Source organism: Pseudoalteromonas sp. H71 (genome assembly GCF_001468485.1).
Taxonomy (GTDB): domain Bacteria; phylum Pseudomonadota; class Gammaproteobacteria; order Enterobacterales; family Alteromonadaceae; genus Pseudoalteromonas.
Window position 1 is genome coordinate 1 of the sequence record NZ_LODI01000046.1, and the last position, 25,612, is coordinate 25,612.

21 protein-coding genes and 2 pseudogenes are annotated in these 25,612 nt (G+C 39.1%); 10 read left to right on the forward strand and 13 right to left on the reverse strand.

All coding sequences use genetic code 11. From position 1 onward, the window contains the following. Nucleotides 1-11: 11 nt before the first annotated feature. A pseudogene (locus tag ATS71_RS16240) lies at nt 12-272 on the reverse strand (transposase); the annotation flags it as partial. 79 nt (nt 273-351) lie between these two features. Here ATS71_RS16240 and ATS71_RS16245 point away from each other — a divergent pair. The 3 genes from ATS71_RS16245 to ATS71_RS16255 all read left to right on the forward strand — a co-directional run bounded on the left by ATS71_RS16245 (nt 352) and on the right by ATS71_RS16255 (nt 3,959). Further along, nucleotides 352-1,653 carry a hypothetical protein gene (locus ATS71_RS16245; protein WP_152995690.1) on the forward strand — a complete coding sequence of 434 codons (1,302 nt, stop codon included), beginning with the start codon at nt 352-354 and terminating at the stop codon, nt 1,651-1,653. Next, nucleotides 1,643-2,263 carry a hypothetical protein gene (locus ATS71_RS16250; protein WP_201020879.1) on the forward strand — a complete coding sequence of 207 codons (621 nt, stop codon included), beginning with the start codon at nt 1,643-1,645 and terminating at the stop codon, nt 2,261-2,263. The genes ATS71_RS16245 and ATS71_RS16250 overlap by 11 nt, the downstream gene beginning before the upstream one ends. 166 nt (nt 2,264-2,429) lie before the next feature. Beyond that, a complete protein-coding gene (locus ATS71_RS16255; protein ID WP_152995691.1) occupies nt 2,430-3,959 on the forward strand; it encodes a hypothetical protein in 1,530 nt (509 codons plus the stop codon). 146 nt (nt 3,960-4,105) lie between these two features. On the opposite strand, the gene ATS71_RS16260 is transcribed toward ATS71_RS16255, so the two are convergent. After that, the gene (locus ATS71_RS16260; RefSeq protein WP_058405757.1) at nt 4,106-5,287 is read right to left on the reverse strand and encodes an NAD(P)/FAD-dependent oxidoreductase; all 1,182 of its coding nucleotides are present in this window, start codon (nt 5,285-5,287) and stop codon (nt 4,106-4,108) included. An 84-nt stretch (nt 5,288-5,371) separates the two neighbouring features. Here ATS71_RS16260 and ATS71_RS18530 point away from each other — a divergent pair. Beyond that, nucleotides 5,372-5,557, forward strand: a pseudogene (locus ATS71_RS18530) (NAD(P)/FAD-dependent oxidoreductase); the annotation flags it as partial. 166 nt (nt 5,558-5,723) lie between these two features. After that, nucleotides 5,724-6,536 carry a tetratricopeptide repeat protein gene (locus tag ATS71_RS16265; RefSeq protein WP_235591518.1) on the forward strand — a complete coding sequence of 271 codons (813 nt, stop codon included), beginning with the start codon at nt 5,724-5,726 and terminating at the stop codon, nt 6,534-6,536. Nucleotides 6,537-6,773: 237 nt separating this feature from the next. Here the strand turns inward: ATS71_RS16265 and ATS71_RS16270 are convergent, their stop codons facing one another. Continuing rightward, entirely contained in the window at nt 6,774-7,700 is a 927-nt protein-coding gene (locus ATS71_RS16270) for a manganese-dependent inorganic pyrophosphatase (RefSeq protein WP_058405759.1), read from the reverse strand. A 118-nt stretch (nt 7,701-7,818) separates the two neighbouring features. Between ATS71_RS16270 and ATS71_RS16275 the strand changes: the two genes are divergently transcribed. Both ATS71_RS16275 and mutM read left to right on the forward strand, forming a co-directional pair. After that, nucleotides 7,819-8,334, forward strand: a complete 516-nt coding sequence (locus ATS71_RS16275) for a hypothetical protein (protein ID WP_058405760.1) — start codon at nt 7,819-7,821, stop codon at nt 8,332-8,334. Continuing rightward, a complete protein-coding gene (gene mutM, locus ATS71_RS16280) occupies nt 8,334-9,143 on the forward strand; it encodes a bifunctional DNA-formamidopyrimidine glycosylase/DNA-(apurinic or apyrimidinic site) lyase (protein WP_058405761.1) in 810 nt (269 codons plus the stop codon). The genes ATS71_RS16275 and mutM overlap by 1 nt, the downstream gene beginning before the upstream one ends. 81 nt (nt 9,144-9,224) lie before the next feature. Here mutM and ATS71_RS16285 read toward each other — a convergent pair whose 3' ends face one another. From ATS71_RS16285 to lptD, 7 genes are all read right to left on the reverse strand, one after another. Next, nucleotides 9,225-11,240 (reverse strand): methyl-accepting chemotaxis protein, encoded by a 2,016-nt coding sequence (locus ATS71_RS16285; protein ID WP_058405762.1) that lies wholly within the window; start codon nt 11,238-11,240, stop codon nt 9,225-9,227. 137 nt (nt 11,241-11,377) lie between these two features. Beyond that, a complete protein-coding gene (locus tag ATS71_RS16290; protein ID WP_058405763.1) occupies nt 11,378-12,196 on the reverse strand; it encodes a symmetrical bis(5'-nucleosyl)-tetraphosphatase in 819 nt (272 codons plus the stop codon). Nucleotides 12,197-12,208: 12 nt separating this feature from the next. After that, a complete protein-coding gene (gene apaG, locus ATS71_RS16295; RefSeq protein ID WP_006793227.1) occupies nt 12,209-12,598 on the reverse strand; it encodes a Co2+/Mg2+ efflux protein ApaG in 390 nt (129 codons plus the stop codon). Next, nucleotides 12,582-13,388 carry a 16S rRNA (adenine(1518)-N(6)/adenine(1519)-N(6))-dimethyltransferase RsmA gene (gene rsmA, locus ATS71_RS16300; RefSeq protein ID WP_058405764.1) on the reverse strand — a complete coding sequence of 269 codons (807 nt, stop codon included), beginning with the start codon at nt 13,386-13,388 and terminating at the stop codon, nt 12,582-12,584. The genes apaG and rsmA overlap by 17 nt, the downstream gene beginning before the upstream one ends. Beyond that, nucleotides 13,385-14,377 carry a 4-hydroxythreonine-4-phosphate dehydrogenase PdxA gene (gene pdxA, locus ATS71_RS16305; RefSeq protein WP_058405765.1) on the reverse strand — a complete coding sequence of 331 codons (993 nt, stop codon included), beginning with the start codon at nt 14,375-14,377 and terminating at the stop codon, nt 13,385-13,387. Before pdxA ends, rsmA begins: the two co-directional genes overlap by 4 nt. A 2-nt stretch (nt 14,378-14,379) precedes the next feature. Further along, on the reverse strand, nt 14,380-15,675 hold the full coding sequence (surA, locus tag ATS71_RS16310; protein WP_058405766.1) for a peptidylprolyl isomerase SurA: 1,296 nt from the start codon (nt 15,673-15,675) through the stop codon (nt 14,380-14,382). A 39-nt stretch (nt 15,676-15,714) separates the two neighbouring features. Continuing rightward, nucleotides 15,715-17,961, reverse strand: coding sequence for an LPS assembly protein LptD (gene lptD / locus ATS71_RS16315; protein WP_058405767.1), 2,247 nt, complete (start codon nt 17,959-17,961; stop codon nt 15,715-15,717). 112 nt (nt 17,962-18,073) lie between these two features. Here lptD and ATS71_RS16320 point away from each other — a divergent pair, with 112 nt between their 5' ends. From ATS71_RS16320 to djlA, 3 genes are read left to right on the forward strand one after another with little or no spacing between them, the layout of a single operon-like run. After that, nucleotides 18,074-19,075, forward strand: a complete 1,002-nt coding sequence (locus ATS71_RS16320) for an aminoglycoside phosphotransferase family protein (protein ID WP_058405768.1) — start codon at nt 18,074-18,076, stop codon at nt 19,073-19,075. Then, nucleotides 19,072-19,737 (forward strand): N-acetylmuramate alpha-1-phosphate uridylyltransferase MurU, encoded by a 666-nt coding sequence (gene murU / locus ATS71_RS16325; protein ID WP_058405769.1) that lies wholly within the window; start codon nt 19,072-19,074, stop codon nt 19,735-19,737. The genes ATS71_RS16320 and murU overlap by 4 nt, the downstream gene beginning before the upstream one ends. A gap of 21 nt (nt 19,738-19,758) precedes the next feature. Further along, entirely contained in the window at nt 19,759-20,616 is an 858-nt protein-coding gene (gene djlA / locus ATS71_RS16330) for a co-chaperone DjlA (protein WP_058405770.1), read from the forward strand. On the opposite strand, the gene ATS71_RS16335 is transcribed toward djlA, so the two are convergent. From ATS71_RS16335 to rapA, 3 genes are all read right to left on the reverse strand, one after another. Next, complete coding sequence (locus tag ATS71_RS16335; RefSeq protein ID WP_152995692.1) at nt 20,599-21,504, reverse strand: DUF3530 family protein; 906 nt, start codon at nt 21,502-21,504, stop codon at nt 20,599-20,601. The two genes, djlA and ATS71_RS16335, sit on opposite strands and share 18 nt — an antisense overlap. 120 nt (nt 21,505-21,624) lie before the next feature. Further along, nucleotides 21,625-22,278 (reverse strand): bifunctional tRNA pseudouridine(32) synthase/23S rRNA pseudouridine(746) synthase RluA, encoded by a 654-nt coding sequence (gene rluA / locus ATS71_RS16340; protein ID WP_058405772.1) that lies wholly within the window; start codon nt 22,276-22,278, stop codon nt 21,625-21,627. 200 nt (nt 22,279-22,478) lie between these two features. Beyond that, nucleotides 22,479-25,373, reverse strand: coding sequence for an RNA polymerase-associated protein RapA (gene rapA, locus ATS71_RS16345; RefSeq protein ID WP_058405773.1), 2,895 nt, complete (start codon nt 25,371-25,373; stop codon nt 22,479-22,481). Nucleotides 25,374-25,612 lie beyond the last annotated feature (239 nt).

Here is a 25,612-nt window from a genome sequence, read left to right on the forward strand (position 1 = left end):
AGCCTTTACCACTTTTTTGCCATTGCCTCTTGAATGACCTCGGATTTTAGCCGCTCTTCAGCATACATTTTCTTTAAACGGCGATTTTCATCTTCAAGCTCTTTCATTCGTGTCATTAAAGACGCATCCATACCGCCGTATTTAGCGCGCCATTTATAAAAGGTTGAATTGCCCATGCCATGTTCGCGGCACAGCTCAGGAATAGGCACGCCGCTTTCTGCTTGTTTTAAAATGGCAAGGATTTGGTTGTCTGTAAAATGTGCTTTTTTCATAATTTTCTCCTGTGTTTACAATAAGAGAAAATTCTACGCTTGGCTTCTATTATTTTTCGGGGGGATTACCGACCCAGCGGTGTTTAATGAAGTCCAAAGGGCTTGTGTCTCATCTTTCGCTGTTTTAAACGAAGATAAGTATAAATATAGAACAGAAACACCTTGGCATAAAAACGGAAGTTTAGGTGTGTTCGAGAAAATCAGCTTTTATCATGATTTTGAAAAAAACAGACTATCGCCTTTAGCACGAGTGTTTGGTGTCCCCATTGAGCAGGTAAAAGATCTAGCTGGTTATATTTATACTCACCGCTGGAACCAGAGCTTAGGTTCATCTAGTAAACCTGACTCTAGAGCTGAATTATGGAAAAGTAGACGTAACAATTATGATCCTTTTGATTCTAGATATAGTTTTCCTAATATTGATAATAAGCACTTTTACACCGAATATCATTTGTTACTTGAGGTTGCTTCTAAATTACTAGAGTCAATGCCTGTACTAAAAGGCTACGATGATGGTGTTAGTGCATGGGATGAATGGCTAGAAGAATACTTGATCCTTAGTGACGATAAGGCTTTGTTGGCAGAGTTACGAGATCCTATGCCATTGCAAAAGCCTGTGTGGACTACTCGAACAGTCGATGAGAATTGGCAATGGCAAATTCAAGAGTCTGACTTTATAGATATTATGATTAATAGAAATGGTGCAGAATTTTGGCTAAATGTTGAAGGTAGTTGGAGCTACTACAAAGATGGAAAGTGTGAAGATGTTTCTTTTTCAACAATACTTGTTCCTAAAGAACTAAGCCAATCATTATTACACACGACTTGTAGCTATTTTAATCATCTCGATGAAGTTTATTTACAAGGTTTTTGTGGTTCAGTTTACTCCGATAATGAGCAAGAGTTTTCTTGTCAAGAATGGCTTGTTACTAATGACTATGAAAGTGAATTGGAATCCAAAGATCCTTACAGTGGAACAATACAACACAGACCAATGACTGTTGCCAAGTTCGTTAGCGATAGCATGGGGATCTCTTACTCACATAACAAAAAGCAATGCTCACTAATTTCAGATAATAGCTTGTGCCTAGAGAATAAGTATTGGAGCGAAGATAAGCCGCGAGACTCAAATTCTTACACTAGTTCTGGCAGGCCAGTACGAGCATCCTTAAATTTTCTCAAGCTCATAAGCCACAAACTCAATGTTGATGTAGCTATTCAAATAAATATTAAGCGCAGTTATACAGACTCATACAGAAATAGGAATAATGATGACGAACTCGGATACCTCCCAAGATATAGTAAAACCTTCATCTTATCTGCTGACGGAAGACTTAGAGACTCAAGAAAAAGTTATCAACTTGGGAAGGATGCTACTTAAAAGCCTAAAAGATAGTGACCCAGACCAGATTACTGCATGGATGGTTAATTACCTTTCTGAGCAAATATTAAAAGCGGAATCTGGGGAACACAAAGCAAATGAAAATTGCATTAATATTATTCTAAAGCTTTGGCAGAATAGAAGCTCTTTGCCAAATGGAAGTAGGCCATTCGAGAGCTTTGAACCTATTTTTAACGCCTTAGATTCTTTGGACCCTGAGTCAGCAGTTCCTCGATATATAACGAACTTCTACGATGACGAGGAACATAAAAATACAATAGAGCCGTCGTCATCATGGTTGGAAATGGCAAAATTTTTAGATGCAACAACAAAAATTTTAATTACCTTTATGTTTGAACAAGCCATAAATGAGGCTACAGATGAGAAGACAAAGGATTGGATTAAGTCAATTCAAGGAGTTGTTGACGCAGGAGAAATTGAGTTTTTTATTCGGTACTATAATGAAGACGAACCGAACAAACACACGCAGCGAATTAGGAAATTAGAGAAAAGAATTGAAGAATTAAAGGTGTTTGAAAGCTTATGTGCTCCCATTAGAAAAGGTCTCGAAGAGGAGCTGTCCGCTTTAAACAATAAAAGTGATTCATAAAGATTATTTTAACTTACAGAAAATACTATTTTCTCGCTGACTCTCTATTCATTTAACTGTTGTAAGGCCATGAAAAATTAGGGAAAATAAAAACTAGTAGACTGTATTATAAACAATTTAAGGTAGCTGTTAGGATATGGAATTTAGAAAGACATTAGGTGGTGACATGGAAAAGAATAGCTCTAAATCTTCCATTATAACTTTTTTCTTAATTGTTGGTTGGCTAATTAATTTATTTTTCTTATGGGAAATAAGCGAATTACTCTCAGAGTATCCCATTGGTAGACATACCTCATTTGTAAATTACTTATATGAAACAATAAGTTGGAAGATGGCTCTGCTTTATATTGCAGGTGGTTTAACTTTTCTTTTTTGCTCTCTCTCCAAGAATCGAACTATTTCCAAACGATATGATGAGTTTTTTAATGCTCCTATTGTTGTGCCAGTATTAAACGTACTTGCACTGCTTGTTGGTATTTATGCGTCCGTTACTTCTGCTGAGATTTTGAAATGGTTAACAAATAATGAAGAAATAACCGTTACAGCATATGTAGGATTCGATTATTTTTTATTCTTTTTATTAGTTATTTTAATTGGTTACGCTTTTCATGGTAAAGCTAGTAAAGAAGCTCAATTGAAGCATGACTCTATACAAAAAACTCGATTACAAGAACTGGAGGAGGTAATTAGATTAGCCCCTCCAGGTTCATTTAGTGAACAACTTAGTCATTATTGCGATATTTTAGAGGATTGGTCTAGTAAGCATGTCATGAAAGAAACAAATGAGTTAGCTTTCATAAATGATGAGTCATTAACAAATGAAGAATTTCTAAAGATTGAAGAAGCGATAGATAATCAAAGAGAATATATCAGAGCTTGTATAACTGCATTTGCCAGACTTGCGGGCACTTTTGATAATGCCGCCATGAATTTGTCATCTCCAGATGTTTATAGAGCAAACATAATGCTGAAAACAACTGAAGATGTCGCCGGATATTTAAGTAATGGTTCAGAAGAATTTAAATCTAGATATTTCCCAAAGATAAATGTCACACCAGACCACCGACTATTCTTAGATAAACGTTATAGTGTAAAATTAACAAGTTCTGACAAAGCCATCTTAAAAGATGAACAAGCTTCCAGTAATTACCATCTGCCAAAGTTATTTAAACATGATGATGAAGTCCGCAACCTGATTTTGCCTGTTTTCGATAGTAATCCAAATGTTGATGATTATGGGTATGATCTGAATGCAGAGTTTGACTATGCAACATACAACTTAATAGGTGCTCCAAGGGCTTTAGTTACAGGCCATGCACAATTCGTTTATGACGCTGAGATTCAGATCAAAACTTGGCTAGAAGAGGGGGCACCCAAAGCGCTATATGACGATGCAAAAATATACTTCGCGAATGATAAAAAAGGGCAATCCATAATTTCATTTCCTTTATTATGTAATCGCTATGGAAATGGCTCTTTGGAGACAAAAAATATATCAGGGGCACTAAATATCTATAGAAATACTAAAAATATGTTTAGTGGAGATAACGAAAAGTTCCTGAATTTCTTTCATTTAACATCCCCTGCTTTAGTCTCACTGTCTCGTATAATTGAATACCATCTTATTTTATTGCAAAAAGCCGCTACGTATCATAAAATCGAGAGTAATAGAAATAAGGAGAAAGAAGATGTCTGAACAACAGAAGCAACTTCTTAAAGATATGGCAGCTATGCAAAGGCTTCGTGAAGAGGCTAAAAAAATAGTAAACGAGTCTTAACCTTAAATTTTAAGATAAAGCTGTAACCTAAGTTTTTAGAGTGATCAGCTTTAACTCGCATTTTTTATACATTGTTACCAGCTACCCAGCCGCTACTCCAAGCCCACTGAAAGTTGTACCCTCCGAGCCAGCCTGTAACATCAACAGCTTCACCGATCATGTATAGCCCTTTGACGGATTTACATTCCATAGTCTTAGAACTGAAGTGGTCTGTATCTACACCACCCAGCGTCACTTCAGCTGTCCTGTAACCTTCCGTTCCTGAAGGTTTAATTTTCCAGCTATGAATAATTTCCACTAGATGAGCTTGTTTTTGATGATCGAGTTGCTTAATTGGTACATTTTCTAAACAGTTAAGCTCAAGGAACTTTTCTACAAATCGTTTCGCAAAAATACCAGAAAGGAAGTTTTTAAGAGTTAAATTTGGCTGGCTTTCAACAGCCTCTTTTAAAGTATCTTCAAATGCGCCCCTAGGGAAAAGATCGATAGATATTTCATCACCTGCATCCCAATATGAAGATATCTGTAAAACAGCGGGGCCTGAAATGCCTCTGTGAGTAATTAGCATGTCTTCAGAAAACGATACGTTGTTAGTCGTGATGGAAACAGGCATTGAAACTCCAGAAACCTCAGCTAATTTATCTTTAAGTTCAGGCTGAAGCGTAAATGGTACTAACCCAGCTTTCGTAGGTAACACGTTTAATTCAAATTGCTCCGCTACTTTGTATGCGAAAGGTGTTGCACCTAATTTCGGCATGGACAGTCCGCCTGTTGCAATCACTAAACTCTTACATTGATAATCTGCATTATTTGTTTTAATCAGAAAGTCATCGTTTTTTGTTTTTGTAATTTCAAGAATGTCTGTTTGAAAGCTAAACTGGACAGAGTTATTTTCACACTCAGACATCAGCATAGAAACAATGTCTTTCGCTGAGTCATCACAAAATAGCTGGCCTAGATCTTTTTCATGATAATTAATACCGTATTTCTCTACCAAAGAGATGAAGTCCCATTGAGTGAATTGACTCAGAGCTGATTTGCAGAAGTGTGGGTTTTTACATAAATACTTTTCAGGTTCAATATAGTAATTAGTGAAGTTACATCTACCACCACCAGATATAAGAATCTTCTTACCTGGCTTTTTGGCATGATCAAGCACTAGTGTAGTCTTACCTCTTTCTGCTGCTCTAGAGGCACAAAATAATCCGGCAGCGCCAGCACCAATTACAATAACATCAATTTTCAAACTAAATTAACCTATGAACATATTTTGGGTTATTGTATCACTGTATTTTAAGAACAAAAATTTTTGACGAAAAAGTATTAATTATGGAATTCGGCTGAAGTCACCCTTGGTGGTATAAATACAGATGAACTAAGCTCTAAAACGTTTGAAGCCAAAAAATCAAAAGGCTTGTATTTTATAGGGGAAGTTACCGATGTAACTGGTTGGCTTGGTGGGTATAACTTTCAGTACGCTTGGAGTTGTGGCTTTGCAGCGGGGCAATACGCGTAGTTATTTTATTCATTGTTAAATACAGCGCACTCATATTACACTTACCACTTATGTGGTTAATATGAGTGTTCTGATGTTAAAGCATGTTTTAATTGGTTTTTTGCTTTTTTATATAAGCCAGGGTGTAAAGGCCTCTGAAAATTTAAGTGATCATGAAGTGTTTTGTATGCAATCAGACCAAGATTGCTTAACCTACATTAAATCTCGCCTTTTAAATGCGCAAAAGAACTCCTCTAATTGGTATAAATTGAAAACATACGAATTTGACTATTATTTTGATTATCAAGAATTCGATAACCTTCATAGCGCATTAAGCCCCTTTGTTGACCAAGAAGAATTACCTGGTGCATTTAAAATACAAGTTTATTTTTATTATGCTAAATCACTTAATTACTTAGGTAATAAACAACAAGCAAAAGCCTATGCGGCAAAAGCATTTGCTCAACTTGATGAAATTTATAATGTATTTGGTGATCCTTTAAGGCTTGTAGAGCTGGCTAATTTACAGCACATATTTGGTGATAAAAAAAAGGCTCTTCGTGTATTGCTCGATGCTGAGCAGCGCTATGCAAAAAGTAATGATGTTATTTTTCACTTTGAGTTACACATTAATAAAGGGCATATTTTTTATAACTGGCAACAGTACCCTCAAGCGATAGAAAGTAACTTAAAAGCCTATAACGCTATAAAAAATACAGAGCATGATGCAAAAACGGCAATAGCATTAGGTAATTTAGCGTTTTCTTATTTTAAACATAATGACTTTAATAACGCTGTAAAATATTTCAAAACTGCGTTCAATTACATCGAACCGGATAGCATTTACCACGCAACCTACAGTTTACGTTTAGCGCAATCATATTGGGAGCTGGGTAATAAAACGCAAGCAACTTTGTGGTTAAATAAAATAGATATAGATAATGTCGAACTCTCAAAAAGCCATGCAAAAGTTTATGATGAACTAAAAAGTAAAATCTAAAACTGGTTTGTTCAATCTAGTGTTCGATTTTGGTAATTAAATCTCATTGATAGCAAGGCAAAAATTTAGTAAAAATAATTGTCCTAAATTAGGCGTTTTAAATATTATTTGAGTTATATTTTTCCTCTACTTGATTAAGGCTTACTGCGGGATTGTAGTTTGTGCTTTAAGTTTAAAAATAAAAAAGCCGATACTGCATATGCAATATCGGCTTTTTAGTGTTATTTATTAAAGCTATTAGGCTTTAGCAAACGCATCTTGTAGTGGTGGTACTACTTGCTTTTTACGGCTTAATACACCGTCTAACCATACTTTATCATTTTCTGGTTTTACGCCGTAAGCCTGCTCAACTAGGTTTGCATCGTCAGATACAATCAGCATTTGTGAACCTTCTTTCATGATATCGGTAAGCAGTAAAAATACAGAGTGGCGGTTGCCTTCTGCTTTTAACTTAGCAATATCAGCTTCAAGGTCAGCTTTAATATCGTCAAATACAGCAAGGTCGATTACTTCTAGTTGGCCAATACCTACTAGGTTACCGTTCATGTTGAAATCTTTAAAGTCACGCATAACTAAGTCACGTGCAGGTGTATCTTCTACTGCAGACTTAACGCGGAACATATCCATGCCTAGTTCTTTAAAGTCTTCAATACCCGCAATTTCAGCAAGTGCTTCAACACATTTAATATCGGCAGTGGTACAGGTAGGTGATTTAAATATTACAGTGTCGCTTAAAATTGCACACATCATAATACCAGCGATGTCTTTAGGGATTTCTACGCTGTAAAAATCGTACATCATTTTAATAATGGTGTTTGAACAACCTACAGGGCGAATCCAACATTCAAGCGGAGTAGATGATGTTAAGTCACCTAATTTATGGTGATCTACCACGCCAACAACACGGGCTTGGTCGATATCATCAGGGGCTTGTGTTTTTTCTGTGTGATCCACAATATACACATCTTCGCCAGCGTAGCTTAGTTTAAGCTCCGGGGCTTCGAAGCCAAATTTATCAAGGATAAATTGAGTTTCTGGTGAAACATCACCAAGACGAGTTGGTATTGCCGGCTCATCAATTTGGTTTTTTAAATAAGCCAGTGCAATTGCACCACAAATAGAATCTGAATCTGGGATTTTATGGCCCACTACATACATAGACATTGACGGAACTCCTTTAAATTTGTCGATATTCTAACAAAGTCTGTGCTCTTTAACATATAGACAGTGCAATTAAGTTTTAGTTACACTTTAAAATATTGAATTTACTAGGTGTATAACTATGCGACTGGGCCGTAAAGGGTGGAACAACGTTATAATCTTCTCGATGTTGATTATGATTTTCTTTTTAAATGGCTGGCATAAGCAGTTTTTAAGTGCTGAAAAAGAGCCTACATTGCAAGCTGTATTACCTGCACAAAGCTTTGTTTTAACACTCAGTTTTGTTGATCAAAAAATTGAGCGTATTGGTACTAGTTGGCGTACAACTGCGATAAAGAAAGACGCACCTGTTTTTTGGTCTGCATCTGAACTTCAATTACAAGAGCTTGTTAACCTTTGGCAAGGTATTCAGCTTTTGGTGGTTAATGAATCGGTGGTGTTTAACCCCAATGCGCCTTTGTTTGTTGCCACATTTGAACTAGCTGGAGAAAGTTTGCCTTGGGTATATTTACTTTACAAAGGAAATAAGCAGTATTACTTGCTAGAAAAAAGTACTCAGCGTGTATTTGCACTTGATATAAATGCGGCAAAGCAGCTGTTTCCTAGTTATGATTTTTCACTAAGTGAGCCTAATTAATGCCTGAATTACCAGAGGTAGAAGTGAGCCGTATGGGGATCACTCCCCATATAAAAAACCAAGTTGTCACTAAGGTTAATATTTATAATGCCAGTATGCGCTGGCCTGTACCTGATGATGTTTACCAGCTAGAAGGGTTAACGGTTACTAGTATTGAGCGCCGTGCAAAATATTTATTACTGCATTGTGAGCTTGGTAGCACTATTTTACATTTAGGTATGTCGGGCAACTTACGGGTTGTAGATAAAAGCGAGCCTTTAAAAAAGCACGACCATGTAGAATTTGTATTTGGTAATAATAAGGCACTGCGCTTAAACGATCCACGCCGCTTTGGCTGCTGCTTGTGGCAAGAGCCAGATCAAGTACATAAGTTGCTTTCAAAGCTTGGGCCAGAGCCACTTACGGATGATTTTTTTGCAAAGCGGGTGTACGAACAGTCGCGCAATAAAAAAGTACCGGTTAAACAGTTTATTATGGATAACGCTGTGGTTGTTGGTGTAGGAAATATTTACGCTAATGAGTCATTGTTTAAAGCAGGGATACATCCAAAACGCGAAGCAGGGAAGGTTTCTCTTAAACGCTATCAAGCACTTATTCCGATAATAAAAGACACGTTAGCGGCCGCTATTACCCAAGGTGGTACAACCCTTAAAGATTTTGCACAAAGTGATGGTAAGCCAGGCTATTTTGCACAAGAGTTATTAGTGTATGGGCGAAAAGGAAAGCCCTGTTTAACGTGTGATAATGAGTTAGAAGAAATAAGGCTGGGGCAGCGTAGTACCGTTTTTTGTTCACATTGCCAAAAGTAACTACCTTTACTTTTTTAATGCTACAAAGAAAACCCCGTTAACACAATGTGCTAACGGGGTTTTTAATATATTCAAAGCGTTTTATACTTTAAATTCGTCTACCGATAAACGCAGCTCTTCGGCTAGTTTTGCAACTTCAGAACTTGAGATGTTAGTTTGACTTGCGCCTTCAGCTGTTTGTTCTGCAATAGCAACAATAGACTCTAAACGTTCGCTAATTTCTTCAGCCACTTGTTGTTGTTCAAGTGCTGCTGTTGATATTTCTTCACTCACGTCATGGGCTTGTGATACCGCAAAGGTAATTGAATCAAGCGCGGTACTTGCTAGGTCAGTTTGCTCCACACACGATACCGCACGTTGCTTACCTTTAGTCATTGCTGTTACAGCCGCTTCTGCGCCAGTTTGTAGCGATTCAATCATTGATTGGATCTCTTGGGTCGATTCTTGCGTTTTACTTGCCAGTGAGCGTACTTCGTCTGCTACAACGGCAAAGCCTCGGCCGTATTCACCTGCACGGGCGGCTTCGATTGCGGCGTTAAGCGCGAGTAAGTTAGTTTGATCTGCAATACCACGAATAACATCAAGTATGCTGCCAATCGATGCGCTATCTTGATGAAGCTTATTAATAACTTGTGAAGCGTCATCGACTTCGCGCGCAAGTTGCTCGATAGTTGCTTTGTTATTGTTTGAAATACCTTTAACACGTTCAGCTTCTTTATCTGCGTTTTTAATTTCGCTTAATGCTTGCTGTGCACTATTACTTACTGTTTGCGATGTGCTGCTCATTTCAGTCGTTGCTGTTGCTGCTTGCTGCACTTGTGCCTGCTGATTGCTAATAGCTTGGCTTGATTCAGCAGTAATGGCTGAGGTTTCTTCTGATGCAGCTGCTAATTGAGTAGAACGAGAAATAATACCTTTAATTAAGCTGCGTAAGCTGTCTATTAAGGTATTACAGCTTTTTGATAGCTCGCCAAATTCGTCTTTAGCGCTGTCATCTAAGCGTTGAGTCATATCACCACTGGCTACAATATCTAAAATTCTGTTTACTTCGGCAAGTGGTTTTGTAATACGGCTTACGGTTATATATGCAATGGCGATGGCAAGTAAAGTTGCGATAACCATGCCAACCCACGTCCATAAATTTGCTGAGTCTACGTCATTACGAACGCCTTTTTGCAGCTCAAAAGCAACATTACTTGCTTGCGAAACTAACTCGTCAATTTGATTAAGCGCTATTTTTGTTGCGGCTTCTGAATCGGCTAGCTCTTTTTCAGTGAGCGCAATTGAATCAATTAAACGTTTTTTATTCGCGGCTAAACTGTTATTACCTTTTACGTTACTCTCAAGTGCTTCAACATGCTCTTTGAGGTCATTAAACAAGTCGCTATGGCTTTGCTCAATAGCCGGTTTAATTAGCGCAACAGTGCGTGTTACTTCTTCAAGGTAATAGGTTTGCTCGCTTTTAACGATATCTAATGTGGTTAACGTTTTTACTGTTAACATATCGGTACTGTTGGTAACCACCGACATAAAGTTATTTTCTAAATTATTTGCAGCTTGAAAAGCGCGAGGGTGGTCTTGTTCAAACCCCTCTATATCTATTATGTCTAAAACGACTGAGTTAGCGTCTTCAGCACTAAGCTCAATGGCTTCAATTTGTGCAGAGAGTGTTTTATTTAGCGCCAGTTGTTTATTTTTATCTTCGAGTAAGTTTTCGACAATACTTAAAAAGTTTTCATAGGTTTGCTCAACACTTTGGCTGCTTTTGCTTAGTTCAGGATCGTTTTTAACAACGCTCTGAAGCTGTGCATGGAGCTCGTTGAATGATTTTTTTTGTTCGAATACTCTTTTTTTAATGGGTTCAAGTTCACTTGCCGATGAAGTATAAAAACTTGCTTGTGCTGCTTTACTCATTAATATGAATTCAGCTTGTAGCTCTGAACTTTTGTTTAATGCAGGTAATGATAGCTGGTTCACCTGCTGAGTAGAACGGTCTATATTAGCTATTTTAATTAACGAATTGCCGCCAATAATTAAAAGTAATAGCGTGATAAATATAAAACCACCCCAAATACGTTGGCTCACTGTTAGATTCATATGGATTTCCACTCAAAGATACTTTAATTAAAACTTATCGGCTTTTATTCGGATAAGTTAAGTAATTAAAATCAATTACTTTAATTAATTTTAACTATTAGTTTATAAATCTAACAGATGTATTGGAATTTTTCAGGTTATTTAGGTAAAAAGAGCCACTTTTCTATAAATAGATTTTTTGTTTTAAGTTCCATTAACGTCATCCCGTTACCCCATACACAGCCAGTGTCTAAGGCATGAACATGGTTAACCCCTGTTTTACCCTCAAGAGATGCCCAGTGACCAAAAACAATATCATTCTTAAGTATGGCAATGTTAGGGTGCATAAACCAAGGTGTTAACGAATTACTATCTGCTATTGCGCCTTTTGCATTAAGGTCAAGCATATTATTGCGGGTTAGAAAACGCATTCGGGTAAAGTAATTGACTATGTATCTAAATTTTTCATAGTCATTAAGTGTTGTTGACCACGCTTTAGGATGAGGAGAGTACATATGCTCAAAAAAGTTTTTTGCATTCCCTGATTGATAACAACTTTGAGCAAACTGTGCGTGTTGCAATGCCTCTTCAATTGACCAATCAGGATTAAGTCCTGCGTGTGAAATAAAGCAATTATGTGTTTCTAAATATAAAGCGAGTGGTTGGGTTTGTAAAAAAGAGATGTAACGTTTAAGCAAGTTGCTTTTAAATATAGGGGCTAATTTATCTTTTGGGTTAGTCGGCTTATTTAAAAAGTGGCAAGCAATCATGTGTAAGTCATGATTACCCAGTGTGATGGTCATGCTATCTTGATGTTGATAGATGAAATCAATGCAAGCAAGTGAGTCTGGCCCTCGGGCAACAATGTCACCAACTAAATATAGGTGATCTTTACTTGGGTTAAAATCAACCCGTTGTAATAAGGTGCTAAATTCTTTAAAGCACCCTTGTAAATCACCTATTGCATAATCGGCCATATAGCGTTTTTGCTAATGCAAAATATTAGGGCAAGCTAAACGAAACACATTGATAGGTGCTTCAAACTCTGCACCAAACTCGTTGCGTAGCGTGTAGTGGCCTTGCATTGTACCTACCGGAGTGTCTAGGATAGCACCACTGGTGTATTTGTAACTTTCACCTGGGCCAATTGTTGGGGTTTCGCCAACAACGCCTTCGCCTTCAACTTCAACTTCTTTGCCGTTTGCGTCTGTAATTAACCAATAACGGTGCAATAGCTTAGCACTGCATAAGCTATGATTTTTTATTGTTACAGAGTAAGCAAATACGTACTTTTCGATTTCAGGCTGCGATTGACCTTCAACATAAAATGTTTCTACAGACACCTTTACAGGTGACCCAATATTACTGCTCTTTGTCATAAATCCAGTTAGCTATATCGATAAATTGTTGTAGAGACAAGCTTTCAGCACGTAATGTAGCATCAATACCTATGCTTGCCATTTCATCGGCTGTTAGTAAGTTGCCAAGACTGTTTCGTAATGTTTTACGACGTTGATTAAACGCTTCTAAACAGACTGTGTTGAGTATTTTTACGCTTTTGGCTGTACGTTGCTCTGGCTTTTTAGGAATTAAGCGAATAACTGCAGAGTCAACCTTAGGGGCAGGCTTAAAGCACTCTGGTGGCACTTCAATTACAGGCATTGCATTACAGTAGTACTGAGTCATTACACTTAAACGACCAAACGTTTTACTACCAGGGCCTGCAACCATGCGTTTTACAACTTCCTTTTGAAGCATAAAGTGCATGTGCTCAATGTTATCGGCAAACTCAAAAAGATGAAATAACAATGGCGTAGAGATGTTATAAGGTAAGTTACCAAACACTTTTAACTTTTTGTCATCTTTAACTAAGCTTGCAAAGTCGTATTTCATTGCATCGCCTTGGTTTACTGTTAATTTTGGCCCTAAAAAAGGGTGTTCAATTAAGCGTTTTGCAAGGTCTTTATCTAGCTCTACAACCGTTAGGTGTCCGCTAAGTTCAGCTACAGGCTCGGTGATTGCACCTAGGCCTGGGCCTATTTCTACTAAATTATCTTCTGGTTTAGGATCGATTGCTGAAACTATTTTATCGATGATCATTTCATTGAATAAAAAGTTTTGTCCAAAACGTTTTCGGGCGCGGTGTCCTAAATGTACTTTATCGGTCATTGATTCTGTGCTTTTTCATGGGCGAGCTTGATTGCTTCGCGGATCGCTAATTCAAAACTTCCAACATCAGCGGTGCCTGTACCAGCTAAATCTAGCGCTGTACCGTGGTCAACTGAAGTGCGAATAAAAGGTAAACCCAACGTGATATTCACCGATTTACCAAATCCTTTGTATTTTAGCACAGGTAAACCCTGATCGTGATACATAGCAAGTACGGCATCGGCTTCAGAAAGGTATTTATCTTGAAATAATGTATCGGCAGGTAGTGGGCCAATTAAATTCATACCCTGGCTTCTTAAAATATCAAGGGTAGGGGTAATTGTATCTATTTCTTCACGACCTAAGTGACCATCTTCACCTGCGTGTGGGTTTAGCCCACAGACTAATATACGCGGCTTTTCAATACCAAACTTGGTACGTAAGTCGTGATCTAAAATAGTGGCAACCTTGGTCAGGCGGTCTTCGGTGATTGCACGAGAAACATAAGCCAGTGGAATATGTGTTGTCACAAGCGCAACACGAAGTCCTTCAGTGGCTAATAACATGACAACATCTGCTGTGTTTGACTGCTGTGCAAAATACTCAGTATGGCCACTGAACGAAATACCGGCTTTATTAATAATGCCTTTATGAACAGGGCCTGTAACTACAGCATCGAATGTGCCATCCATGTTTTTTTCGCTTGCGATACGCAAGGTGTCTAACACGTATTGGCCATTAGCATCGTTAAGTACGCCTAGCTCTACATCATCACCTAAATTGACTTGATGAATATACACACAGCCTTCAGGTGTTGCTTTAGCGGGAGCGTTTTCATCAAACTCAATTAGGTTGATAGGTAAACCTAACAGCTTTGCTCGTTCTTTTAATAGTTTGGCATCAGCAAGCACAACAAGTTGTGCGTCCCATGCTTGCTGAGCAAGCGTAATAAGCAAATCTGGACCAATACCGGCAGGTTCCCCTGGTGTAATTGCTACTCTTAAGGTCATATTTATTCGTCTGTAGGGAAAATTTCAACATGGGCTTGTTCGCGCATTTCTTGCTGCCAGTTGAAGCTTTCTTCTTTAAATTTACGGTTAAATAGCATGCCATGTGCGCGGTTACGTTTAGCTAACTCAGTTTTATCAGCAACACGTTTGTCGAGTAGTTGTACTATATGCCAACCAAACTGGGTTCTAAATGGCTCACTAATCTCGTCTTGCTTGAGCGATAGTAATGTATCTCTAAACGCAGGAACGTAGGTTGTTGGATCAGTCCAGTCGTATTCGCCGCCTTTAAGTGCAGAGCCTGGATCTTCTGAATATTCTTTCGCGAGTTCGCCAAAATCAGCGTTGCCTGCACGCAAGTCTTTAGCAAAACCAGCAAGCATGTTACGTGCTTTTTCTTCGCTTAAAATTATCGAAGGTTCAATAAGTATATGGCGCGAGCGAACCTCAGTTGTTTCTACCACTTGTAGGCCACGCACATCTTGGACTTTAATAATATGAAAACCAGCACCTGAGCGAAGCGGTCCTACAATAGCGTCTTTCTTTTTGCTCTTTACAGCTTCAGCGAAAAGAGAAGGCATTTCGTTTATACCCATCCAACCTAATTGGCCTCCTTCAAGTGCTTTTGAGCCGCTTGATGATGAGATTGCAATGCGTTTAAATTCTTGGCCATCGTTAAGTAATTCAATAACTTTATCAGCACGTGTTTTAGCCGCTGAAATTTCTTCTGCTGTTGCTTCGTTAGGAATATCAATCAGGATGTGGCCAATGTCATACTCTTCAGCACTTTGACCTTGGCTAGCCATAATTTTTAATAAATTATCGACTTCTTGCTCACTGATATAAATACGTCGATCAACATTTGCGCGAGTAACCTGTTGTGTTGTGATCTCTTTACGTATTTCTTCACGGTATGCTTGAAAGCTATCGCCTGATGCTTCAACTGTGCGTCGTAAATCGCTAATTGTGCCGCCTTGCTCTTTTGCTATGTTAGCGAGCGTTTGATCTAATTGGCTATCAGAAATTTGTAACCCCATGCGCTCTGCCATTTGCATCATTAGTGCTTGGCTAACTAAACGCTCCATAGCTTGCACACGTAAAGTTTCGTCTTTAGGTAATTGCTGACCTTGTTCTTTTGCTTGTTTTTTTACACGATCAACAATGGAGTTTACTTCGCTTTGTAAAATAACACCTTGGTTTACAACGCCAACAACTTTGTCTATTTCTACTGGTTCAGCAAATGCACCTTGGCACAGACTGATACTTAAAACGGTTGATACTAATAATTTTTTTAAAGTCATGTTCTATTTACTACTCTTGCTAATAGTATGTTTGTGATACTAGTTATTAAGAAAATACGGTCTACGATAGCCAAAAATACCTTGTTGTAATAGTTTTTGTGCATCATAGCGGCTTTTACTACCCAGTCCTTTTAGTACAAAATTAAAACTAATACCTGAATCAAAGGTAGCTTGTTCTGTACCTATTGACTGATTTAAATCAGTTTCGATCTGGCGGTGACCAGTAATCTGGAACGCCCAACAGCATGATTCATACTGTAATCCACTTAATATTTCGACGCTTCGGTTGTTTTCAAGGTCACGGTGGTAGCTTGCAATAAACTGCCATTCATCACTTATTGGAATACTTGTGAATACACCTGTTTGCTCGATTGTATTTCCTGAGACATCATTTGCATAGCGATGGTTCAATTGCACTAGCTGATTATTATCACCTTTGTAATCTAACGTGGCATTTGATTGGATCATCTGTTTGCTGTCAGTGTTGTATTGTATCCCCGCAGAGAAATACCAACGACGGTGCCAATGTAACATGGTTTGCGCTGCAAATAATGCATTGTAATTTGTATCTGAATTTAAATTTTGCTCGGTTGGCTTGGCATCATCAGATAAATAAAATATTTGTCCGGCACTAAAGTTAAAAATTTCTTCTTGTTTTTTATCAAATAAACGCGTTGTTGCACCCAGCGTAAACTGATTTGCAGCGGCTATTCGATCAACGCCAGAAAAACGCGTATCTCTAAATAAGCCGTAATAATCGTCTTGTAATTTGGTTGTATCGTATAAACCAATATCAGACTGATCCTTGTTAGGTGTATATAAATACTGAATTTGTGGCTCTAACGTTTGAATACCATCTTCTACAAGGTAGGAAGTATCGCGCTCAAAATTAAGCTGAGAATATAAACGTACTTTTGGCAAAGTACGCGATACGCTTTGCTTAAACTGTGTGCCAGATAGGTCACCTTGTTGGTCGTAGTTTGTTTGTAATAAGCTAACTTCAGATAAAAATGACCATGCGTATTGATCGTAATCAAACCGCGCTTTTGGCTCAATATGAACTCGTGTTGCTTGATCTATGATTGCTGAGCTATTGGTAAAATGGCTCAACTCGCCAGACACGCTAAAATCAAAATGCTCAAATTTCCAAGGTGCTGTTTGTGTAAAGCTAATTTGTGGGATCGCTGTGTACGACTCTAAGTGGTCACCCAGCACCTCAAAGTTTTGTACTTTTATATCGGTCCGCCATGTGTCACCTAAATGGGTCAGTACGCCGGTACGATAAAGTTGAGTGTCAGTTTTACTCGCATAACTTGATTCTAAATCAGTAATGTAGTTATCGTCGCTTACATTGGTAACGTCTACACTTGCTCGCCAGTTTTCATTAAAGTAACTTTTTTGCTGCCAATGGAACATGTAGCGCTCATCAAGCGCTGGTTCTGAGTCATCTTTGTTTAGATATTCTATTCCTATTAGGCCTTCATGTTGCTTGGTTAAGTATCTAAACTCGGTTTGTAACTGTAAACCTTTGTTAGCCATATAACGAGGCGTGATAGTGGCATCTAAGTTAGGTGCAATATTCCAATAGTAAGGAGTAATGGTTTCTAAACCATACTTGTCTGAGCTTGAAATACTAGGCGTGAGTAATCCCGACTTACGGCGCTCGTCTAATGGAAAAGTAAAATAAGGTAAATATAAAACAGGGGTATCTAAAATTCGCAGTATGGCATTGTGAGTTTCGCCCCAGCCTTGTTCGCGAGATAAGTTAATCTCGTCGGCTTCAATTTCCCAAGCTGGCGTTTCTCCCGGACAAGCAGTAAAGCTTGCATTCATCAGTACTAAGCCAGAATCGTTTATAGTGAGCTTTTCAGCACCACCTTTGCCTTGTTGTTCTGTAAGCTTGTAATCAGCACCTAGTAAGCTTATTTCTGAATTATTTAAATCGGCATTTAAACCAGAGCTATTTACGTTACTTACAGCATCGCGATATACAATTGGGCCAGTGGCATTAAGTAAACCACGTTGCTTGTCTATCAATGCAGTTTGTGCGGACAAACTCATATTAACGGTGTTAATATCAACATTGCCGCTAAATTCGGCACTTTGAGTACCAAGGAGTTCTACATCATCAGCTTTAATGTCAACATTACCAAGCTTAATGCCAGGTAGCGGTTGCCAAGCTCTGGTTTGCATTGAAGTGCCACAAAGTTTGTGTGTCAGTTCAGTTTCGGCAAGCGATGGTGCGCTAACTACGCTTAGCATCAAAATGCCCCAGGTTTTGCTCATTTATTGACCCTAATGCTGTGTGTATAAATATAATTTACACATAATAAAGGAAAATAATGGCAAATACAGTAATTGACCTAATTAACTTAGTTAAAAATAGATATCTTATAAAATGACACGCTTTGATAATTTACAACAGTTCATAATGGCCCACTTTGGCAAACAGCCAGATACACTTGAGGCCATAACCGGAGATGCAAGCTTTAGGCGTTATTTTCGCTTAACAATTAATAATCAGCACTTTATTGTAATGGACTCCGATCCACTAAAGGTCAATAACGCACCGTACTTATCTTTGAACCAAGTTTTTACCGACCAAGGCTTTTTGTTACCGCATATTATTAAAAGTGATGAACAACAAGGGTTTTTTATTTTAACTGATTTAGGCAGCACACACTTAGCCGACATGCTTAATGATGCAAATAGAACCGGTTACTACACACAGTTAATAAGTTTATCAGCCAAGTGGGCAAAAACGCCTGAAGCCTCAGATATGTTGGCCTATGGTAAAGACTTTATAGCGCTTGAATTATCGATATTTAGCCAATGGTTAGTAAAAGATTTTATTGCTGAAAACGTTGATAAAAATCAGCTTAAAATGTGGGAGTCGAGCTGCGATCTACTCACTAAAGCCATGCTTGAACAGCCCACAGTAACAGTGCATCGCGACTATCATAGCCGTAATATTATGCACAGCAATTCGCAGTGGGCGATAATAGATTACCAAGACACCGTGCGCGGGCCGCTTTGTTACGATTTAGTTTCGTTATTACGCGATTGCTATTTTAAGCTACCTGATGATGAGCTCGCTCAACTATTAGTATTTGGTTATAACGAATTTAAACGTCAAGGCTTAGTCGCTAACACGTCGTTTGAGCAATTTAAAGTTTGGTTTGACTTAACCGGTTTACAGCGTCATTTAAAAGCCGCTGGTATATTTTGCCGGCTGTATTTACGTGATGGTAAAACAGGTTATTTAGCTAATATTTTGCCCACCCTTGAGTATATTACAGAAATTGCTGCACGTTACCCTGAGCTCAATGCGCTCGGTGATTGGGTTAAAAATACAATAGCGCCAAAAGTGATTAAAAAATTAGAGCAGGTAAGCTTATGAAAGCCATGATTCTAGCTGCAGGACGTGGGCAGCGTATGATGCCGCTCACTCACGCTATGCCTAAGCCTATGCTTAAAGTGCAAAATAAACCATTAATAGAGCACCATGTTAATAATTTGAAGGCCGCAGGTATTACCGACATAGTGATAAATCTTGCATGGCAAGGTGATAAAATTAAAGCGTACTTCAAAGATGGTAGTCAATTTGGTGTAAGTATTGTGTATAGCCAAGAGGTTGAAGGCGGCCTTGAAACCGCAGGGGGAATTATTCAAGCACTTCCCTTATTAGGTGAATCGTTTATTGTGATTAATGGCGATGTATTTACCGATTACGATGTAAGCTCACTTATGCAATTGCATTTGCAGCCAGGAGAGGCGCATTTGGTGCTTATTGAAAATCCACCTCATAATCCTGATGGCGATTTTGCATTGAGTCATTTATCGCCTGAGAGTCCAAAGTATACGTTCTCGGGTATTAGCCGTTATCAGGCTGATTTTTTTAATGGTTTAGAGCCAGGCATTCTTCCACTTGGGCCGTTACTACGAGAAAAACTAAGCAAACACTTAGTGTCAACAGAGCTTTATATTGGTAGTTGGGACGACATAGGCACACCAGCGCGTTTAACGGCATTAAATGAGCGCTTGGCGCAGGCCGACACATAATTAATAGGAGTAGCAGTTTACATGTGGGGAAAAATACTCGGATTTTGTTTTGGCTTTATGTTTGGCAAAATTTTTGGTGCTATTTTAGGTCTATATCTAGGGCATTTATTTGATAAAAGTTTAAAAAATAATTTTGATAAAGCAGGTGGCTTTTCAAGTTTATTTAATGGTGACGATGTTCATCAACGCCAAGCGTTATTTTTTTCCAGCTGCTTTGCAGTGATGGGCCATATTGCAAAGTCTAACGGCCGAGTAAGCGAAGTACATATAAAAGCCGCCAGCTTATTTATGGATGAAATGGGCTTAAAAGGCGAAGAGCGCCGCGAAGCTCAGCATGCGTTTCAGGCGGGTAAGCAAAGTGACTTTTCATTAAAAGAAACCGTTCATGATTTTAAAGAACGTTTTGCTAAGCGTCATGATTTACTGCAATTATTTTTAGAAATACAAATTCAAATGGCGTTTTCTGATGGCATTTTGGCTGAGCAAGAAAAGCAATTACTGAGTGAAGTAAGTAAACAGCTAGGCATTTCTAAAACTCATTTTGCGTTTGTGCTTAAACGCTATCAAGCTGAGTTTAATTTTAGAAAACAGCAACAGCGTTATCAACAGCAGCAAGGGCAAAGTAGCAGTTATAAAGAAGGTTCAGGCCATCATGTGCCACCTAATAACAACATGAATCGTACTCAAGCGCTTGGGCTTTTAGGGCTTAACGAAGGAGCAACAGAGCGAGAAGTAAAAGTAGCTTACCGTAAGTTAATGGCGCAACACCACCCAGATAAATTAGTATCGCAAGGTTTACCAAAGCATATGATGGAATTAGCCGTTAAAAAAAGCCAAGATATTCAAGCGGCCTATGAATATTTAAAAAAGGCGGCGTAAAAAGCCGTCTATTTCTTTTGTTAGCCGAGCATGTTGTTGCGGCTGATCACGAAGCCCAAATAATTGGCGCTGGCGGTAGTCGAATTTAGCGTTTCGGTTAACCCAGCGCTGGCGATTCTTTAGGTTAATTAAAATATCGCGATTGTCGCCGGCGTAATAAATATCTAAAAGGGCAGGCGTAACAAGAGACGTTGTTTGGTTTAGGCTTTTATTGCGTTTTGCATTGGGTAAATAGCTACTTAAACTAATAAACGCATCCACGCGTTCTTGCGGAAAATCTGCATAATATTCAGTCAATACCCCTGCACTGGTGCCTTGGGCAATAATAACAATATTGCTAGGCTCTTCCATCGCTGTTTGGTAAAGGGCTTTGTAGCGCGCCAGTAAATTTAATTTGTAGTTGTCGAGTACTTCATCACTGACGGCTTCAATAGCATCCACATGGTGAGGCGCTTCATTTTTACTTGAAACATTAGGCTGCTCTGATTCACTGTTGGCTTGACTCTCTGTTTCAGTGGCAGTGCTTGGTGCTGTTTCTGCGGCCGTCTCTGCTATTTTACTCGCTTGCCAATCAATATCAGGGGTGGTCATCGCATAGGTGGTGTAGCCTAAATTGTTAAGCTCCTTGCGTAAGTAACTCATTCCTGAATTATTGGTAGGGGTTGATTGCCAGTCGGGGATCAGTAATACAGTCCCTCTAAAATCAGCACTCATGTATTCACTGTGCAAACTTAAAAACTCAGTTTCACCTGCCAATAAGGTTTTCACTTCATCGCTGGGTAGAAGGCGTTTAATATCGCTATTTTCAACACTCGAAAAAGAAGGCGGAGCAATATGTTCAGCGGCAGTTGCAGGCATTACTAAAATGGCCACGCAGCTATATGCCATGTAACACAAAGTCTTTTTAATTAATTGCAAAAACACCATAACACGCTCAGCTAGTGGTCATTAGTTAGGTATCGGCATGTTTAACTAAAAGTTTAACCCTTTGCTAAGTAATTGAGCCCGTTAAAACTCGGGTTCTGCTTCGAAGGTCATTATTTGCTCGGTGACTGGGTGTTTTAGTTGCAACATTTGTGCGTGAAGTTGTAAACGCGGAGCGGCTGCAAGCGCCTCTGTGTGGGCATAGAGTCTGTCACCTAGAATAGGATGGCCAAGGCTTAGCATATGTACACGTAATTGATGTGAACGACCAGTAATAGGAGTGAGCTCTACGCGAGTGGCGCTTTCTTCTCGTTCAAGTATTTTATAGTGAGTGAGCGATGGCTTACCATTTTCATGATCCACCATTTGCTTTGGGCGATTAGGCCAGTCGCAAATAAGTGGCAAGTCAACAGAACCATTGTCTTGTTCAAGTTGCCCAAATACGCGAGCAATATACCGCTTAGCAGTTTCACGTTCTTGAAACTGCATGCTTAAATGCCTATGGGCAGCTTTATTCATAGCAAGGCAAAGTATGCCGGAAGTTGCCATATCAAGGCGGTGAACAATTCGTGCGGTTGGAAACACGCGATTCACTCGGTTAATTAAGCTGTCGGCATGTTTAGGATCTTTACCAGGTACGGTCAATAATTCGCTGGGTTTATTAACAATGAGCAAGTCGTCGTCTTGAAAAAGTATGGTTAAATACGGGTTCATTGGGGGATTGTAATTAACTAACACGGCCGACCTTAATGATTTTGAAGGGCACTATTTTAGGGGAGCAAGGGCAAAGGCTCAAGGAAAACATTGATAGTCTGTACAAAGGCTTCTAATTTATATGCATTTTTTGAATATAAAAAAGCGCGGTATAAATACCGCGCTTTATTAAGCTGTCATTTTTACTAACGACTGACAGCTATAAACTTAAAGCTCAAAAACCCCTAGTGAGAAACAACTATTAAGCGAATTGCATCTAGTTGTAACTGCGCTTTTTCAATGTGCGTAGTCAACTCGCTGCGCTGCTTATCAAAGAAAGTAATTTCTTCTTGGCGAATATTCGGGTTAATTTGTTTAAGGGCTTCTAAACGAGATTGTTCTTCAATTAGCGTGCTTTGCATTTTAGCTAGCGACGCTGCACGAATAACATCGAGTTTTTCTTGTGCCATGTCTTTTGCAGTCGTGATCATTGGGTGAATTGCGCTTTGCAATGCACCTGCCAGTTTACTTGCTGTTTGACGACCGACGGCTGAAAGCTGTTGGTTAAACCCGTCAAATGCGACGTTTTCGCCTAAGTTATTGCTGGCTTTATCAAGTAATATACGAATAGGCGTAGGGGGTAAAAAGCGGCCCACTTGCAATACTTTAGGCGCCATTGCTTCGGCAACAAATATCAACTCAACAAAAAAAGTGCCCGCGGGAAGTTTTTTGTTTTTAAGTAAGGCTACCGATGCGCTACCAAAGTCATCGTCACAAATCATGTCCATTGTGCCTTGTACCATTGGGTGATCCCAACTAATAAAGTGTACATCTTCTTGTGAAAGTGCGGTATCGCGGTCAAATGTAACTGTCATTCCATCATCTTTAAGCGATGGGAATGACGCGTTTAACATGTGTTCAGTAGGCTTTAAAATAATGGTGTTCTCGCCTTTATCCTCTTGGCTTACACCAAAAGTGTCGAACACGTTGATCATGTAACTTGGCAGTTCAAACTGGTTATCGAGTTTTTCTATGTCAGTAACCAGAGAGTCAGCAGCACCTTGGCCAGAAGAATGCAGCTCTAATAAACGATCTCGCCCGCTTTCCATTTTTTTACGTAGCACAGCATTTTGCTGAGCAACTTGTTCAAGCAGTGGATCTAGCTCGTCTTCATCACAGTTATGCGCTGAAATGTATTCAAGTAAATCGTCGCGAAACTCTTTATACAATAATTGCCCTGTAGTTGATGTTGTTTCAAACGCATCAAGGCCTTCGTTGTACCAACGCAGTAATACTTCTTGCGCTGTGTTTTCAAAGTACGGTACGTGAATATTCACATCTTGCGTTTGCCCAATGCGGTCCAAACGGCCAATACGTTGCTCAAGTAAATCAGGGTTTAGCGGTAAATCAAACAACACTAAATGATGCGAAAACTGGAAGTTACGACCTTCAGAGCCAATTTCTGAACACAATAGTATTTGTGCGTTGTCGTATTCGTCGGCAAAAAATGCTGCTGCGCGGTCACGCTCTATAATTGACATACCTTCGTGGAAAACCGAGGCTTTAATTGCTTCGCGTTCACGCAGTATTTGCTCAAGGCTAATGGCGGTTTCGGCTTTTGCACAAATAAGTAAAACTTTTTCATGTTTTAGTGTTTTAAGCGTGTCGATTAACCAATCTACACGTGGGTCAAATAATCCCCAGCTTGCGCTTTCGCCTTCAAACTCTTGAAATATTTTTTCAGGGAAAAGAGCGCGATGTGCACTTAGTTCTGCATTTTGAATACCGCTCATGCTACCAAGTACAGACATGGCCGTTTTGTACTGTTTTGGCAATGCCATAGGGTAAGCATGTAATTTGCGGCTTGGGTAGCCATCAATGCCACTGCGGCTGTTTCTGAATAATATACGGCCAGTACCGTGACGATCGAGCAACATATTAAGTATTTCTTTACGCGCTGGTAAATCGCCTTGCTGCGCTTTTTCAAGAATAACGGTAATGTCGGTTTCTTTTAATAGCTCAATAAGCGTTGCTTTTGCATTATCGTCAAGAGCTTGATCTTGTAATAACTGGTTTGCCGCTTGCGCTACGTCTTTGTAATTTGCTTCTTCTTCTTTAAATACGTCATAGTCGTAAAAGCGGTCTGGGTCGAGTAATTGTAAGCGCGCAAAGTGACTGCTATGGCCTAGCTGATCTGGTGTTGCAGTAAGTAAAATAAGGCCAGGGATATCTTGGCTAAGCTCAGCCATGCGTTGATATTCAGTGCTTGGTTTACCGTTATTAATGCTTAAGTGGTGTGCTTCATCAACAACTAATAGATCCCAATCAGCCAATGTGGCTTGTTCAAACCAGCGTTTTTTCTTGGTTAAAAACTCAAGGCTTGTAAGCACAAGCTGCTCTGTATCAAATACGTTTGGTGAATCGGCAAAGGCTTCGTCGCAACGCTCTTCATCAAAAATAGAAAAACGTAAGTTAAAGCGGCGTAGCATTTCGACTAACCATTGGTGCTGCAGGTTTTCAGGTACAACAATAAGTACGCGGCTTGCGCGGCCACTAATAATTTGCTGATGCAGTATCATGCCTGCTTCAATCGTTTTACCAAGGCCTACTTCATCAGATAAAAGTACGCGTGGTGCGAAACGTTTACCTACTTCTTGGGCAATATAAAGCTGGTGGGGTATAAGATTAGCACGCTGACCAATTAACCCTTTAATAGGCGATTGTTCACGTTCAAATTTATGTTGCCATGTTTGGTAACGCAGTGTGTAACGATCAAAACGATCTACCTGGCCGGCAAATAAACGGTCTTGTGGCTTATTAAACTTTATAAAATGATCTAAAAAAGTTTCTTTTAACTTTGCTTCTTCGCCATTATCAACACGGGTGCCCACGTAACAAAGTAGTTCACCCTGAATTTCAATAGACTCTACTTCTAATTCCCATTCTTCAACGCTTTTGATCACATCGCCTGGATTAAATGCCACACGGGTAACCGGTGCTTCTGCTGTAGAGTAAACACGGTTTTCGCCACTGGCTGGAAATAATATGCTGACCTGTCGGCCTTCAATGGCAACAACCGTGCCTAATCCTAAATCTGACTCTGTATCACTGATCCAACGCTGACCTAAGGAAAAATTCATGTATGTCTCGTCTATGATGAAAAAGGCGGCTATGTTACCTGTAAGCTAACACCACTGCAAGGCGCTATTTAGCTCACTTTTAATTAATTTTATGAGTGTTAATTATAAAGAATAAAACCGCCATTTTTTAACCTATTAAAAAGGTAAATAAAAACTAAATTCAGGTTGTAATAAAACGGACTTTTATGGCAAATAGACTAAACTTTCAATATGCCTTGGCAATTAAGTATTGCAGGTTT